The following is a 16,010-nucleotide window of genomic DNA, read 5'->3' as shown; positions in this document are numbered from 1 at the left end:
CCTGGAGAAATCCAGGCTTTCTTCATTTAATGACCGATGGGTTGCCGCGGACGGATAATGAGATGTCGGTTGATTTCCACCAATTCTTCCATTACTCTTGGAGGCTGAGCGGCGCCGACTTCGATAGGAAAGGTTGGCGTGGGCTTCGACGAGGAAGCGCCATCCGTTCCCTACCCACCTATCCATCCCACCTTTCGTATCCCACCCCACCCTTTCGTATCCCACCCCACCAGAGAGAGCGGCAAAGACACAGCAAATCGCGTCCCGCAACTTAAGTTCGAATCCAATGCTAGCTATCGCTTTGGAAGGAGCTTTCGGTTGCCAGCGACTTTGCCCTCCGTGTCACACTCTGTGGTTCCATTTGGAGGCACAGTTATGAGTTTGGAAGAATCCTCGGGGCGCGACCCTTCGCACCGCGTTTGGAAGACTCGGAAATTGGTTTCACGAGCTCGCATTTGGATCGCGCTCTTCGTCATTCTGGCGGGGGGGGCGTACGGATGGAGCAGTTACCGGCGAGGAAGCAATTTCAGCCATCTCGCTTCGCAAGCCGTGTGGCAGTCGGTGGAACGATCAAATTTGGAAATTGTAGTCCTCGAACGTGGTTCGCTTGAGAGCCAGTCGAACATTGATCTCGTTTGCGAAGTAGAAGACGTTCGAAAGGACAATATCAACGGGACTACCGTCTTGTGGATGATTCCCAATGGGGCTTCGGTGCAGAAGGATGATTTGGTTCTCGAGCTGGATTCCAATCCAATGCAAGAGGCGCTCGATGAGCAAGTCCTCTACTCCGAGAATGCGCTGGCCGAAAAGATCCAAGCGGACGCGAATCTCAAAAATCAGATCACGATGAACACGACCGCGCAAGCTGAGGCGGAGCTTCTGGTGAAGCTAGCCGAGCTTGAGCTTGAGATGTACATCGACAAAGAGAACGGCACCCAAAAGCTGGCCGTCGATGCCAACAAACGTCGCATCGATGATGTCAACAATGAAATCCTCTCGGCCCAAGCGACGATGGAGCTTCGACGGGAAGAGCATCGCGGAATCCAGTCTCTCTTCAAGCTCGGGTACGCCAACCGGAACGAAGTGCGCCGGATCGAATTGACTTATCTTCAAGCGGAGGGCCTATTCGCCGCGAAACTAAACCAGCTTCAAACCGAGCTCTCGACCCTAAAGAAAATGCAGGTTTACGAGCAGCGCAAGGAGCTGCTGGGGCTAGAGGGCAAAGTAGCCACGGCCAAGCGGTCGCTGGAGCAGGTTCTCCGAAACAACGAAGCGAGGCTTGCCCAGGTGCAAGCGTTGATGCGAGCCAAGGACGAGTCTCTCAAGAAAGAAGAAGAGCGACTCGCCAGGTATCGCAGCCAACTGGAGAAGTGCAAGATTTATGCACCGCAATCCGGCATGGTGGCGTACCCAAACAATCGCTCGATGGAAGTTCGGGAGGGAATACCCGTAATCTTTCGACAAAAGCTTTTGTCGATTCCCAATTTGGATGCCATGCAAGTGGAAACGCGTATCCACGAATCGGCGTTGGATCAGGTTCGACCCGGTTTGCAGGTGCGAGTTACCGTGGATGCATTCCCTCAAAAAAGTTACCGCGGTACGGTCAAGTCGGTCGCGGTTCTACCTGAACAGAATAGCTGGTCTGGGAACGATACGAAGGTGTATCAGACCATCATCAATATCGATGAATCGGTCGCTGGACTCAAACCGGGTATGACTGCAGTTTCGGAAATTATGGTCCAAAACATCCCCGATGTTTTAACCATTCCGATCCACGCCATTCTCGAAAAGGATTCGAAAACCTACGTCTTGGTTCGAGATGCGTCGAATCGATTGTTCCCCAAGCCCGTCGAACTGGGAGAGTCCAGCGATACACGTGTTCAAGTCCTCAGCGGGTTGGAAGAGGGAGAATCCGTTGCGATCAACGCTCAAGATCTGGCGACCGCCGTATTTGACGACAAACAAGCTTCCGATTCAAACACCTAGTTGCACCCGAGATTCGGATCCAGAGAGGAATAATACGTGCTATTTGCAACGTATCGACTTGCCCTGCGAAATTTGTTATTGCACAAGCTTCGCAGCGTGCTGACTCTCCTTGGGACCATTCTGGGGGTGGCGTCGGTGATTGCGATGCTTTCGATTGGAGAGGGCTCGAAGAAAGAGGCCTTGGAACAAATCCGAAAGCTTGGTTCCGCCAATGTAATCGTCCGGAGTGTGAAGCCACAGACGAATGAAAATGCCACTTCGACGACTTCGACCAATGTGCTGGCGTATGGATTGAGTTTTGCAGATTTGCGTGCCCTCGAGTCCCTGCGACTCGATCGATCGACCGTGGTTCCTGCGGTGTTTCACAAGAAGAATTTGCAGCATGCGAAGCGGAACGTCAAAGGGGCTCGCATCGTAGCAACCACCGAACGATTGCCGGATGTAAAGGAGTTACCTCTTCGAGGGCGATTCTTCAACGCGGACGAAGTATCCCGTTCGGCCAATGTGATTGTCATTGGGCAGTCGATCGGGACGGATCTGTTCGGGTTCGACGATCCCATTGGTCAATCGCTTCTTGTGGGGGACGATGCATATCGCGTCGTAGGCGTTGTCTCCTATGGAGATAGTGGTACAGCTCGTACCATCAGCAAAGACGCCAGCGATCAAAATCGAGATCTATTCATTCCGATTACCTCAGCTCAGAATCGCATGGGAGTGGTGCAGCGATTGGTGGAGACAGGCTCTCGTCAATATGTTCGCGTCGAACTCAGCGAAATCACGATCGAATTGCCGGACCAAAACCAGGTTCGGCCTGTTGCCTCTGTCGTTCGGAGCGTTCTGGCCAAGAATCATGGGGGGAAAGGGGATTACGAAGTTCAGGTGCCGCTCGAATTGCTCCAACAAGCGGAACGTGAGAAACGGCTTTGGAATTTGGTGCTCGGTTCTATCGCGGGTATTTCGCTGTTGGTCGGAGGGATCGGCATCATGAACATCATGCTCGCAACGGTCACAGAACGAACTCGCGAGATTGGAATCCGTCGCGCCATTGGAGCGAAGAAGCGGCACATCATTCTTCAGTTCCTGATGGAGACAACCGTTCTGAGTACCAGCGGTGGAATACTCGGTGTCGTTGTCGGGGTGCTCATCCCCGTCGTGGTATCCTGGGTAGTTGGGATTCAGACATCCACCAGCCTTCTGTCCATTGTTGTTGCGTTCGGAATCTCCGTCGGCATCGGGATCGTCTTCGGTGTGTATCCCGCGTACAAGGCTGCTAGCATGAGTCCGATCGAAGCGCTGCGTCATCAGTAACTTCTCTAAACTTCCTATCCTGTTGCCGGCAACGAAGACTCGCGATTTCTTACGGCGGAAAAAATTGCACAGGCTGGAGAATCGATACAGAGCGTGCCGATTTCCTAGATGGTATTGTTTGCCATCCCCGCTTGCCTGTCCCTCCGATGCAAAAACAGCTTCTTCTCCTATTGGCTATTGCCATATCCCTACCTTTGGGATGTTCGCGAACGAAGTACCGGACCGCAGCGGACCGTGATGTCTACAGTATTGTTCGGGAGAAGTCGACGTATCTCTCCGAGCCGGTTCCGCCTGGGTTTTCCATCCGTCCCGATACAAGGTCTCGCTTTTACGACCCTACCAATCCGGATTGTCCCCAGCTTCCGACGCCCAAGCCCGTTTTGTATGGCTACGAACTCCCTCCGTTGCGAACCGCGAACCCCCAAGTTGCCAGCGCACCTCCCGCTGCAGCCCAGATGAACGTTCCCATCGAGGGCTGGCCACCCCCAACCCTCCCTAGCGAAACGCCCTTCCAAGAGAAGGGAGCGGTGGTACAAGCGTCTTTCAGCGATACGGATTCGAGTTCACAGTCAGAGCAGATCGAGCCAACAGACAAGGCTGGGGAATCATCCAGTACCAACGAAGAGCCCACTCCAGAGGGGAGCAATGGGCCTTCGGTAGGGAGCATTGCGAACCGAGTCGTGATCCCTCAGCAGGCTTGGAGTGTATTGCCGCAAAGCTGCCGAGATCGCATGTTTGAATTCGAATCACTGCGAGCGGAATATCGTCAATCGTTTCCCGATTCCGATGAGGATTTGATTTCCTCCCAGGTGCAACAGCTTGCTTTGCCGCAGTTGATGGAACTAGCGACGATCAATTCGCGGGAGTTTCAGACGCGGAAAGAGCTTCTGTACCGTGCTGCACTTGTATTGACGCGACAACGCTATCAGTTCGAGCTCAATCCGTCGCCGTTTGGAAATGGATCTGCTGCCAGTTACCGTCATGCGAGAAGTGCGGGACTTACGAACAACACCTTGGGAATCCCTTCCGGCGTTGGAGTCGAGAGGACTCTGGCAACAGGTGGCGAGTTTCTTGCTCGATTCGCGAACAGCATCGTCCTCACATTCAACGGCCCGTCGGGGTTCGCGACGGACATCAGCTCGGAGATGATCTTTGATTTTCAGCAAACCGTCTTTCAACGGGACATTCGATTTGAACTGTTGACTCAATCGGAGCGAGACGTTGTTTATGCTGCGAGGGAGTATGTGCGATTTCGCAAGCAATTGTTTCGCGACATCGCAAACCAATACTACAACCTCCTTTTGAATTACCGAGGGATCGAGATCAACGCCCAGGATTACTTCACCAACTTGCGAGGGTTCATCCAGAGCCAAGCAGAGTACAGGACTGCGGAAAAAATCCCTCGGATTCAGGTAGATCAGTTCGAGCAAAACGTATTGCGAACGCGCAGTAACCTGGTGAACAACTGCTTCACCCTCGAAGCGGCTTTGGATCAGTTGAAGTTTCGAATCGGTCTCCCCACTGAAACGGTATTGGTCGTCGATTTGAGCGAATTGGAATCGATTTCGCTTCGCGACGAATTGAGTGTTGCTAGACAGATGATCAATCGAGCTCGCACCGAATTGCTAACGGCAAGGCGGCTTTCCACGGTCGACAATACGACGCTCGCTAACGTGGCCGAAGTTCTCGCGGACCGCATGGCTAATATTCTTGACATTCAGCTTCGAATTGAGGAGAAGGCAGACCCGAACGAAACGTTGGAGACGGGTTCGCTGCAGGAACGCATCGACGCGATTCAGACTGCAAAACGCGAGCTAAAGGAGTTGCAGCAACAATTACAAGTCATCGGAGTGCGCATGCAGGTCGATGTTCTGAAATCGGAGCTTGAAAGCCAACTGTCGTCCGAGGTTCCTGCTCCACCCCTGCGGATCTTGATCCGAGCGGTCGAGTTTTGTTCCGCGGAGATGCAAGTCATCGACTTGGCTTTGGCTTCGAATCAGATCGCAGCCGATCCAGGGCGGCAAGAGTCCATGAGAGCTCTTCGAGATCAATACGCGGAGCGACTCGCGGTTTTGAATCGCTTTTTGGAGAAGATTTCCAACGGTCTGAAGGCAGGGGCTGATCTCACATCGATTTCTTTCTTTGAGGAAATACCCAATCGTCAGAACGATGCAGTACAGCTCGTGCAAGCGATCGAGCAATTGGCCAGTCAGGCGACCGAACTGATGATTCGAAGAGATGGAGGTTCGATGGAATCGATCCTTGCTAGCACCGTCGACAAAACCATTGACTTGAGCGATCGGCTCCTAGCCGATGGTCCCGATGGTTGGGAGGAGATTGTTTTGGATCATGATGAAGCATTGCTAACGGGTTTGGTACAGAGACTGGATCTCATGAATCAGCGGGGAGAACTCGCCGATTTTTGGCGGCGGATCAAGCTGGCAGGAGACGACTTGAAGTCGATCGTCGATCTCCGAGCGACGCAGATTTTGGGGACGAAGTCGGGATCGAGCAATCCCTTCGATTTCTCGTTCGATGACAGCGAGACAAGATTAAGCGTTGCTTTGGATACGCCGCTCAATCGACGATTGCAACGCAACAATTTCCGATCGGCTTTGATCAACTACAACGTCGGTCTCCGCAATCTCATTGCGGCCGAGGATTCGGTCAAACTCGATATACGCGAAGACCTGCGACAACTCGCGTTGGACCGCAATCAGTACACGATCGCGGTGGCGAGCGCTGCGTTGGCGTACGAGCGAGTAATCAGTACACAGTTGCGACTGAAGCTGGCGGTCCAAAACGTTGCAGCCCGGGATTTTCTCGAAGCCCAACAGGCGTATACGAACGCGTTGAGTACGATCGCGCGGCAACACGTCAATTACATTACCGACCGAACCGAGCTCTTTTTCGATTTGGAGGCATTCGACGTGGATGCGAATGGATATTGGAGTGGCGTTCAAGAGGACTCCGGTCCAGGCGTAAACATGGACTTCCCTGGTACCAATCCTCGCCCCTACGACGTCTTGCCCCCCAATGTGCGCTATTCGCCGACAATTCGGCAAATGGAATCGATCGGGCCGGGGGAATCCGAGATCCGTTCTTCTGGAAATCCATCGACGCGGTAGCCATTTCACCGTCGTTCGACTTACAATTGGACGACCGTGCGAGGCGTTTCTCGTGCGGTCTTCTTCTCTTTTCCGATCTTCCTTCTTTTCCTTGTCCTGGAAGAACTCGACATGTACTACCGATTGGTTTCGCTAGACGAAGTTCATGGCTGGAATCTGCGACTCCCCGCGGTGATCGGGCGCAGCGTGGACGCGCAGGTCTGTATTGATGACGCCTCCATCAGTCGCTCGCATAGTCAATTGCTACTCGGACCTGACGAAGCCTTGCAGATTCGAGACATGGGCTCCATGAACGGCACCTACGTCAACGGCGAGCGAATCAAATCGATTCATTCACTGATCCCAGGAGACTTGATTCAAATCGGTTCGGTGACACTCAAGGTCGAGTACGCTTCTGATACCGACCCTGGGATGCAGGCGCCGCGCCAGCGATCCAGTAGTACGAATACCACGCAGCCATTGAGGACAGTACCCAAAGCGACGTTTACGATGCACGAGGTCACCGAGCCCAACAAGAAATGGTGGGAGTTTTGGAAGGAATAGAGACCTGTTTCAGTTGTCTGGCCGCCGAATGTCTTCCGAAATCATTCGCCCCAGACCAGGTCTGCAATTAAACTTGATCTTTCTCTCCGATGTCGCCCGAGCTTTATTCCCTGCGCTGACTCATGATGGATGACACGGTCTAGCCATGCTCAACGTCTCGAAATTGCTTGCTACTTTCTTTGGCGTTTCCCTGATGACCATGGCTCCGATGCCATGGGCTTGCGCTCAATACCAGGCAGCGATTGGCTACACGAAACTGGTTCAAGAACTGAATGGACGCGGGATAGCTATCCCAACGGGAGCAGGTTTGCGCGTCGGGTTGGTGGAGGCTTCCGGCGACGGTGTGGCCTATTTTCCCAATACCGGTTCGCCAGAATTCGCTGCCAAATCGTTTAACAATTTGGGGCCTGCAACCGATCCTTCCCAATCCTCCCATGCGACGACTGTCGCCAGGAATTTTGTTGGAAACACATGGAGCATCGCGCCGAGTGTTTCGCAGGTCGATGTCTACGACGCCTCATTCTTCGTGTTCAATCAGCAGGGGTTAACGTCAGGTCTTCAGCCAATTCCGACGAACGTCGCGGTGATGAATCACTCCTACATTGGGAACTTGGATCCCACCAGTGCCGGAGTGGAGTCAAATGCCAGAATGGATTACACGATCAATCGCGATGCGTTCACCAATGTGGTTGCGTTGAACAATGGAAATGGTGCGGTGCCTCAAATATACGGCCAATCCTACAACTCGCTCGTCGTCGGTCGGACAGACGGAAATCACAGTTATGGGGTGACAACCATCGGTGTAACCGGCAGAACGAAGCCTGACATTGTCGCGCCCGACGGAGCTACCAGCTTTGCGACTCCGATCGTTAGCTCGACGGCGACATTCCTGCATTCCGCTGCCAACAATTTGAACATGGCCAACGCGCGAGCTCCCGAGGCAATGAAGGCGATCATAATGGCGGGGGCGGACAAGTCGTCGATCACAGGTTGGTCGAATACCAGCACCCGTCCCTTGGACTCCATCTTCGGTGCGGGCGAGGTGGATGTTTACAACAGCTACAAGATTCTCGAGGGGGGGGAGTTCAATGGCACCGCGACTCTCCCCGCAACGAATAGTGGGCTTCATGGTTGGGATTTAGGAGAGGCTCAATCCAACAGCAACCAGTTCTGGACTTTTGAGGTGGCGTCCGGAGGTAGCATCTCCGAAGCTTCGATCCTACTGACTTGGAATTCTCAATATGAGGACGCCAACGGTAATTTCGATCTCAACGAATTCACCATCGCGAATATGAGTATGCGGCTCTACGAAACCTCTGGTGCAGGTATTGGTTCGCTGGTTGCTTTCAGCGATAGCGCGGTAGACAATGTAGAGCATCTTTACTTGAAGAATTTGTCCTCCGGTCGATACGCCCTCGAGATATCCTCGGACATCGCGACCCGGTTTGGATTGGCATGGCGCATCACGGCTGTTCCCGAGCCAGGTACCTTGTGGCTCCTATCCATCGTCGCCGTCGCAGGTGGTGTTTGGCGACGACGTTCGCGCTAACGGGCAAGTCGAATCGTGGACGATGGTTCACGCGCCCCGAGCATGGGTGGGGGGAGGTATGTTGGATCCGCTGGCTCGAATTGGTGAACGTGATAGTGATGGCACTGGGTACATTGATCGCCGGCGGATTGGCGTTCATGGCAACGTGCGCAGTCTGCTTTGTTCATCGTTTGAAACTCGTGATGGACGGTCCTCCCTTGCTCGGACCAGCCTTGCGACCCAACCCTTGACTTTGCTTGGGAAGCGGGCGTTAAAACGTGGCAGGCCTCACAATTCCTCAAGGATGTGATCGTGAGGTGGGGAGTGTGGTCGAACCGAGTGATACGCTTGGTCGATGCCGACCGCTGTTGAATCTTCCACGCCGCATTGGGGATCGGACTGCTGACCAAGCTATCCATTGCAATGTTATGGCATTGGAAGCATTGTTTTTCTAAGCGCATCGATGCACCGAGATCGATCGAGGGGGCAGGAGGCTGCGAGGGAGTGCGACTGCGGATGGATTGCCATTCAAGCCACCGACTGAGCCAAGGGTCGGCGTGAGGCTGAGGGATATAGATGAGTGCTACACGTGAGTCATCGAGCATCCAGCCGCCAAAAGGCATGTGCTTCCATGTTTTGAGCGGTTCTACGTTCGGCTTTTCAGGGGTGATATTGACTGCCGAGGGGCCTTCCAGCAGATTTTCGCCTGCTGGGAGCAAATCATCGTTGCCTGGTAGCAAGAGATCGTCATCGTCACGAGGGGGTTGCATGCGAGCCTTGGCCAACGATGGACTGGGTTGTCGAATGCGTTGGCTCATCGGATGGCTTTGGGAGGCGCTGGCAAACCAGCGACTATAAGCATCCCGTATCAAATCAGTCGGGATCCCCGAAGCGATGCGATCGAGCCACTGGTCTCGCGGCGTTAGCGTCGGCTTCGCCAAAGTGAGCGACGCGAAAGTCGGAGGAATGGGATCCGCGCCAACAGCGCGAGGTGAATGTGGAATCGTGTCGAGGTGTGAGAAAAACGGGTCGGTATCGTGTGCGATAGTGCTTCGAAAGGAGGATTGACCGTCCTCGGTCCAACGCTGCAATGCATCCCGCATGGTCGACGCCAGCTTGACGATGAGCTCCAATTGAAGCTTTTCGCGAACGTCGATGTCTTGCACACGTTTGCTGGTCGGCAACGCCTTCAGCAGAGCACCGCCATCGGGTTGGCTTGCGATCAAGGCTTGCCATAAGGGCGAAATCTCGCCATCCATGATTTGGCTGGCAGAATCAGGCCAGGGCCCAAGTTCGAGTCCTGCCTGTTCGATCAGGGATCGTTGGAAACTGGGTAGCTGCAGCACGATTGTCCCGTCGCCGCTACTGCTTTGAAGCGGTTCCAAATGGCAGGAAGCACATGCGCGTTCGAAGGAAACGCTTCGGTAGATATTTCCTACCACCCCGGAGCTGTCATCCGACTGATGGCAGGCTTTGCAATCGAAGTTGGCTTGTTTCTTTGCAAAGTATTCGTCGCGATGTTTTCCATGATCGAAAGGGATGCTGCGCGGGATAGGGGAGGGATAGTTCACGAATTCCGGGTGCCCGTCCGAGAACGAGTCAAACGTCTTGCGATGGCACGACTGACAGCGCGCGGAGGTGATGCTCCGGAGGTCTTCGTTCGGTCCTTGATGCTCACGGTGGCACTGCGAGCACTCCATCGTATTCTTGGAGCGATCCGATGGTGCGGGTTGCGAGACCGAATGGAGCAGCGCCTGCAAGTCGCTGCCGATCAAATCGTGAGGCGTGCCTGCGATTGCGTTTGGCATCTTCTCTGCGTGACATTGAAGGCAAAGTTGCGATTGCGCTCCAACGCCGATGGGGTGCTCGACGGAATGAACGGCTCGAATCATCGAGAGATCGCTCTCCATTGCTGCATTGGGGTGGCACGCCGCGCAGCGCGATTTTGCGTCAATCGTTGGAGAGCCAGGAGTCGCCTGAGAAGTTAGCAATTGAGCGTGGGCGTGCGATAGTGGCCCCGGGGCTAAACCCGTCTGCTGTCTCCATGAAGGAAGCATGGCGAGCAGGACTAGAGCGACAAGCGAGGTGGTCCCCAGTTGAATCGATCTGCTCCAAGTCGCGTTTTTTGGCACCGAGTTATTCATTGCACCGAGCTATTCATTTACCAATGGCTTGAAAAGAAGTGCGCGAGGATGACGTGAAAAACAGCAACAACCAAAAACGCGCCTAGCAAACAGCTATGGAATGCGGCCCAAAAGCGGATTCGCTGTTGAATCGCTTCTTGAAAGTCGAGGTCGTCCCGCTTTTCGATACAGGATTGCATTTCTCTTCGCAGTTCTAGTCCCACGGGATCGAGATATCGACTTAAGCGATCCAATTCGGCAAGGAGCCGGCGGCGTCCTCGTCCATGAGGGGAAACCCGGTACCACAGAGATCGTGGCTTTCGAAAGAAATCCTCCAATCGATTGCGATAAAGATCCGCGATGGCGCTCGATCGGGTGTTGCCTGCCGACCGGAGAGCGACATGGTAGGCTCGGTCCATCACCTCGTTTTTTGCGTTGGGAATATCGCTCGGCAAGATAGCTTTGCCGGCTGCTTGTAGGAGTCGCGGCCCTCGTTTGTTGATGTACCAACTGATCATTCCCGTCGCGAGGATGACCCAGAAGAGGATGGCCAGGATGGATTCAAGCCATCCGTTGGTAATGAACCCTGCATGAAGGCAATAGGCAAATAGGCAGAGTATTCCCAGGAAGTGATGTGCAGATTGCCAAGACGCAACGGGACCTAATGAGAAACCGTAAAGGCGTTTACGAATGCCCAGAGCACACAAGCCGAGGCAGGTGAAACTTAATACGTAACCGGTCGCGAAAGATTCATTGCCGAGTCTCGATTCGATCCAAGTTTTATAAACAACGAGAGATAGGACGAACCCACCCACGAACAGAGCACGCACCAACCAGGACCGTATCGGCTTCGGTAGCGACTGGATCGCCGAAGCTGACGAGCCGGTATTCAGGTCGGGGGAAGGAGTGATCGGATAGGTGGACATCTTACGAAGGTCTTTCCACGAGCAGGCTAGAGAGGGACGTCACATCGCTCGTATTCAAACGAAAGAGAGCTTGATGTGGGCAGGCCTGCTGGCATGCGGGACCCGATGGTAGTGATTGGCACAGATCACACTTCGATGCTTTGAGAATTGGCAGTCCGCTCGTTTGATCCAGGATAGCGCGTCCATCCCTTTCCTTCCGTTCGAGCATGTCAATGTTGTCATAAGGGCAGCTCTCGGCACAGGTCTTGCAACCGATGCAAATGTCTTCTTTGATCGAGACGACACCGGTAGTGGTGTTGCGGTGGATCGCCCCGGTTGGGCAGCCGATCATACAAACTGGATCGACGCAGTGCATGCACGCATGAGGGAATTGAAATCTTCCAAACTGCGGACCCGTTCGATGAAAACGAGGTATCTCCTGATGAGTCGCCGCGCATGCCTTGACGCATTCATCACAGCCCGTGCAGCAATTCAAGTCGATTGCCATCGTCTGCTGACCATTCATGATCCGTTCGTCGACGAGGAATTCGATGAAGGAGGAATCGATCTGACGAGTTGACTGCAGGTGATGGACTTCTGGGACGACTCGGCCGCGATGGTCATAACGAGGAGTGTCGATGGGACTGGGCAGCTCGGATTTCCGAACTTGCGAGAGCACCGAAGCTAGGAACCGTTCGGCAGGAATGCGGAGGACATCGACAAATCCAAGCGCGCGGAGCGAAGTTTGGTAAGGGAGCGGAGAAAGGGTTGGATGAAGGAATCGATGGGTAAGTTCTTCGAGGCCAAACATTTGTCCCCGTCCGAGATACGCGAGCGTTTGGTGGCCATTACCCCGTTCAAAACTAACTCGAGCGAATCCTGCGCGGATCAAGAAGAGATCGTTGGCTGGTTTGCTCTCCTGCGCGATCCGTGTCTCTCTCTCAATTCGTTCGTTCAGGTCACGGTCCGCGATTTCCTTGTACTCGGCAAACCATTCCATGTCCCCGTACGATTCCAGACGAGTATCGGCGACGATCGCGCTGATCGAATCATCATCGACGAAACGAAAGAGAGGTGTTTCACGCAAATGCCGATGCAGTCCTGCGGTACGATAGCGTTCGTCCAAGAAGTCCCGGAATCCCGAATCTCGGCGCAGCAAGCGAAGTCCTTGCCAGCGAATCTCTAAAACCACCGTTGGAACTTCCGCCATCACCGTGAAGCGGTGGGGGGTTCGGGTGATCGCTGCCATTTCTCCGAAAAGGGTGCCCGCGTTCAGCGATTCCGATTGGTAATCGGTTAGAACCGCCTCGATGTCTTGTAGGAAGACACAGCTTTTGCCTTCCCGTGTTCCGACCGACTCGGTGGGTGGTGAGAGAGGGCGGGGTGTGGTTGGTTTCGAATTCACGCGGCTCTGCGAACGCTTTTCCAGATCGATACCAATGGGGGACGTAGAAGGACGCTTCGGCGGCTCCATTCCGAGCGTTTGACGCAGGAGAGTCCACCACGAGGAGGTTGTGGATGCGTCGGGAGATAGGTCCGGCCACAGGGATACGAGGAAGGCTCTAACCGACCCGCGCAGAACGAGATAAGCGCTGCTCCCGTAATTCCCTTCGCGGATGATGAGATCGCCCGGTTCGTACCGAGTGATCTTGGCATCATGTCGTAAAATCTGTTCGAGGGACCCGACCGATGCGAAGGAATCGAGGTTGAGCTGATCGAAGGGTGGGGTTGTCACGATCCATGACAGATCGCGCTGCAACATCTCAGGATCCATAGGATGGTCCCAGCGATCCGGCCTTTCTCGATAGACCGGTCCTGTACCTTCATGGAATACTGAGTTTCCGGACGTTTGCGCAGCGGCCATCGTGACCCGAATGGATTGGCGACGATCGAGTTTGGGAAGTGCACTCCTAGACCCTTCCTCGCCGCGATTGTCGGTCTTCGCCTCCGGCAGACGCAAGATGGATTCGAGCTTTTCGTATTTCGCCCGAATCAATGCTAGCGAAAGTTAGCGAAGCTACCGCCACTTCCATCGAGCTTGACGCAGCTGCGCGAGGGGGGAGTCGGCGAGCTTTTCGTACCAAGCGGTTACCATCGTGCCATCGTCGCACTCGACGGTTGAGGGGTAGCCCAGATCTCCTGAGACTCCATCCCCTGACAGAATGACCGCATCGCTCCACGACTTGCCGTGGTCGTCGCTGAATCGCATTTGGTTTCCGAGCGGTTTTCGGCGATAGCCGTAGGTCATAACAAGCCGGCCCGATCGCATCTTCATTAAATGGGACGGAAGCCCCCAAACGCCGATGCTATGAAGCATCGACCAAGTTCGTCCGCCATCGGTCGATTCGCACTGCAACGTTTCGTTTGCATTGGCTTTGTTGTGGTTTCGAACGTGGCAAATAATCGTGCCATCGGCCGCTTGGACGGCATGCAATTCGTGATAGTTGCTAGCGCTGTCTCCGGGGCGAACGGGAATGGGAGCCAGCAACTCCCAGGTGAGCCCATCGTCGCTCGAATGCCAAAGACCCACCTGATCATCGCCCCAAAGATCTTTCCCCGCATAGAGCAGCCGGCCGTCGGCGAGCGGGATAGGACCGTGAGGGCTATTGCAAGGGACGCGATAGCGGTTCGACCAAGTGACACCGCCATCGGTCGAGCGGAGCATATAGCAGCCCAGCTCTTTTTTCCTGGCAGCCTCGTCGATCCGATGATGGACGGCTTGCCATTCCAATAGAAGTTTTGGGTCTGCAAATGCGCCTGGCTGACCCGGCTTGGCGGTTTCTGCCTTTTGGAGGATCGGTTCGTAAGCGAGAGAGGTGAAGGTGGTAACGAGCAAGCTCCCTTTGGGTGTTTCGAGAACACCAGCATCGCGGTCATCGATCGGGCCATCGTAGAGGACTTGGGGCCAGCTCCAAGTCAAGCCGTTGTCTTTCGATCGCATCCACTCGACACGTCCAAAGGGACAAACGTGTGTTTCTCGGCCACCCGAAAAGGCCAGCATGAGTTCTCCGTTGGCGCGGCGAGCCAACGTAGGCCATCCGTGGTAGAGGGGGGCTTTCCAGCTGATCACTCGCAAATCGAGGATCTCGATTGGGGATTCGTCGGTCCGGTTGGAGTTGCCGAGCAAGGATCGGTCCGCAAAGGAGAGAGCGGGCGCCAGCGCGCTGCTTAAGAGAGTCGTGCTGATACATCGGACAAAAGAGCGTCGATCGAATTGCATGGAGAGAGAGTCCAGAAGGGGGGAGGGAGGGATACAAGGACACGGACCTGTATTTTACGAAGTTCGGAGTGGAATTGCTGGACGTTTGACATGACGGAGTCAACAAAATCGCTATACTTCCCGCAACGCAAGTCCGAACAACTCCCCACCTTTTTCAGTCGAAACATGAAAGCAATCGCTGTCCGTCCCGGTACTCCTAGCAGTGTTCATGAGCGCGATATCCCGGCCCCTTCGCTTGAGAGGATTCCAGACGGCAAAGGTATCTTGGTCAAAGTGCTCAAGGTGGGAGTCGACGCAACCGACCGAGAGATCAATGATGCCTTGTATGGAAACGCGCCTCCCGGCGACGATTACCTAGTGCTCGGGCACGAATCGTTTGGTATTGTCGAAGCGGTTGGTCCCAATGTTCGTTCGGTGAGGCCAGGGGACTACGTTACCGCGACCGTGCGACGTCCTGGAGGTTCGATCTACGATAAGATCGGTACCTACGACATGACGAGCGAAGAGACCTATTATGAGCGTGGCATCAACTTGCTCCATGGTTATTTGACCGAGCGATTTGTTGATCATGAGGATTACATCGTCCGCGTGCCTAAGGGCTTGAAGCACTTGCACGTTCTGATGGAGCCGATGAGTTGTGCGGCAAAAGCGATTCAGCAAGCCTACGAGGCACAGCGTCGCATGAAGGTTTGGAGTCCGAAGCGAGCGTTTGTTCTCGGGGCAGGCCAAATCGGATTGCTTTCGACGCTTGTTTTGCGATTGAAGGGGTTGGAGGTGTATACCTTGGCCCGTGCAAAAGGCCCCCACCTAAAGAGTTCCATCGTCGAAGGCTTGGAAGCAACCTACGTTGCCACATCCGAGACCAGCCTGGAGCAACTGGCAAAGAAGGTTGGAAAAGCGGATCTGATCATCGATGCGACCGGTTCTTCGTCGATCGCTTTCAATGCGATGGAAGCCCTAGGCCACAACGGAGTTTTGGTCTGGACCAGTATCACAGGCGGCAAGCACGTTACAGAGATCTCGTCCGACAAGATCAATTTGGAGTGGGTGCTCGGCAACAAACTTCTCGTTGGATCGGTAAACGCGAACCGCGAGCATTTCGAATCAGGCATTAAGGATTTGGCAATGTCCGAGGTGATGTTCCCGGGCGTCATCGGAAAGATCTTGACGAACCCTGTCGAAGGATTGAGCAATTACAAAGAAATGATGCGACTCCTCGTGGAAGACAACAGCGCTCTCAAGGTCTACGTCAACGTAGCAGACGAATAA

10 protein-coding genes are annotated in these 16,010 nt (G+C 54.3%); 6 read left to right on the top strand and 4 right to left on the bottom strand.

Going from position 1 to position 16,010, the window contains the following annotated elements; all coding sequences use genetic code 11:
- Nucleotides 1-375 precede the first annotated feature (375 nt).
- From SH467x_RS04315 to SH467x_RS04295, 5 genes are all read left to right on the top strand, one after another.
- Nucleotides 376-1,986: a hypothetical protein gene (locus SH467x_RS04315; RefSeq protein ID WP_482370065.1), complete on the top strand. Its 1,611-nt coding sequence runs from the start codon at nt 376-378 to the stop codon at nt 1,984-1,986.
- Between the two features lie 36 nt (nt 1,987-2,022).
- On the top strand, nt 2,023-3,294 hold the full coding sequence (locus tag SH467x_RS04310) for an ABC transporter permease (protein WP_482370064.1): 1,272 nt from the start codon (nt 2,023-2,025) through the stop codon (nt 3,292-3,294).
- Between the two features lie 146 nt (nt 3,295-3,440).
- On the top strand, nt 3,441-6,422 hold the full coding sequence (locus tag SH467x_RS04305; protein ID WP_482370063.1) for a TolC family protein: 2,982 nt from the start codon (nt 3,441-3,443) through the stop codon (nt 6,420-6,422).
- A gap of 111 nt (nt 6,423-6,533) precedes the next feature.
- Nucleotides 6,534-6,965: an FHA domain-containing protein gene (locus SH467x_RS04300; protein ID WP_482370062.1), complete on the top strand. Its 432-nt coding sequence runs from the start codon at nt 6,534-6,536 to the stop codon at nt 6,963-6,965.
- Between the two features lie 145 nt (nt 6,966-7,110).
- Entirely contained in the window at nt 7,111-8,514 is a 1,404-nt protein-coding gene (locus SH467x_RS04295; protein ID WP_482370061.1) for a PEP-CTERM sorting domain-containing protein, read from the top strand.
- Here the strand turns inward: SH467x_RS04295 and SH467x_RS04290 are convergent.
- From SH467x_RS04290 to SH467x_RS04275, 4 genes are all read right to left on the bottom strand, one after another.
- The gene (locus SH467x_RS04290; protein ID WP_482370060.1) at nt 8,511-10,403 is read right to left on the bottom strand and encodes a hypothetical protein; all 1,893 of its coding nucleotides are present in this window, start codon (nt 10,401-10,403) and stop codon (nt 8,511-8,513) included. The two genes, SH467x_RS04295 and SH467x_RS04290, sit on opposite strands and share 4 nt — an antisense overlap.
- 251 nt (nt 10,404-10,654) lie before the next feature.
- Nucleotides 10,655-11,542, bottom strand: a complete 888-nt coding sequence (locus SH467x_RS04285; RefSeq protein ID WP_482370059.1) for a hypothetical protein — start codon at nt 11,540-11,542, stop codon at nt 10,655-10,657.
- 1 nt (nt 11,543) lies between these two features.
- Nucleotides 11,544-13,517, bottom strand: coding sequence for a cyclic nucleotide-binding domain-containing protein (locus SH467x_RS04280; protein ID WP_482370058.1), 1,974 nt, complete (start codon nt 13,515-13,517; stop codon nt 11,544-11,546).
- Between the two features lie 21 nt (nt 13,518-13,538).
- Nucleotides 13,539-14,741, bottom strand: coding sequence for a sialidase family protein (locus tag SH467x_RS04275; RefSeq protein WP_482370057.1), 1,203 nt, complete (start codon nt 14,739-14,741; stop codon nt 13,539-13,541).
- A 90-nt stretch (nt 14,742-14,831) separates the two neighbouring features.
- Here SH467x_RS04275 and SH467x_RS04270 point away from each other — a divergent pair, with 90 nt between their 5' ends.
- A complete protein-coding gene (locus SH467x_RS04270; RefSeq protein WP_482370056.1) occupies nt 14,832-16,010 on the top strand; it encodes a glucose 1-dehydrogenase in 1,179 nt (392 codons plus the stop codon).

Source organism: Brakhagea slesvicensis (assembly GCF_052161625.1).
In the GTDB taxonomy this organism is placed as follows: Bacteria; Planctomycetota; Planctomycetia; order Pirellulales; family Pirellulaceae; genus JBKCUI01.
Note: the sequence above shows the minus strand (reverse complement) of the source record. Positions and strands in the feature narration are given on the sequence as shown.

What these genes read in the sequence shown, in the direction of transcription:
- SH467x_RS04285 (WP_482370059.1), bottom strand. Translation starts at nt 11,542, where the DNA reads ATGTCCACCTATCCGATCACTCCTTCCCCCGACCTGAATACCGGCTCG.
- SH467x_RS04300 (WP_482370062.1), top strand. Translation starts at nt 6,534, where the DNA reads ATGTACTACCGATTGGTTTCGCTAGACGAAGTTCATGGCTGGAATCTG.
- SH467x_RS04295 (WP_482370061.1), top strand. Translation starts at nt 7,111, where the DNA reads ATGCTCAACGTCTCGAAATTGCTTGCTACTTTCTTTGGCGTTTCCCTG.
- SH467x_RS04305 (WP_482370063.1), top strand. Translation starts at nt 3,441, where the DNA reads ATGCAAAAACAGCTTCTTCTCCTATTGGCTATTGCCATATCCCTACCT.
- SH467x_RS04315 (WP_482370065.1), top strand. Translation starts at nt 376, where the DNA reads ATGAGTTTGGAAGAATCCTCGGGGCGCGACCCTTCGCACCGCGTTTGG.
- SH467x_RS04270 (WP_482370056.1), top strand. Translation starts at nt 14,832, where the DNA reads ATGACGGAGTCAACAAAATCGCTATACTTCCCGCAACGCAAGTCCGAA.
- SH467x_RS04275 (WP_482370057.1), bottom strand. Translation starts at nt 14,741, where the DNA reads ATGCAATTCGATCGACGCTCTTTTGTCCGATGTATCAGCACGACTCTC.
- SH467x_RS04290 (WP_482370060.1), bottom strand. Translation starts at nt 10,403, where the DNA reads ATGGAGAGCGATCTCTCGATGATTCGAGCCGTTCATTCCGTCGAGCAC.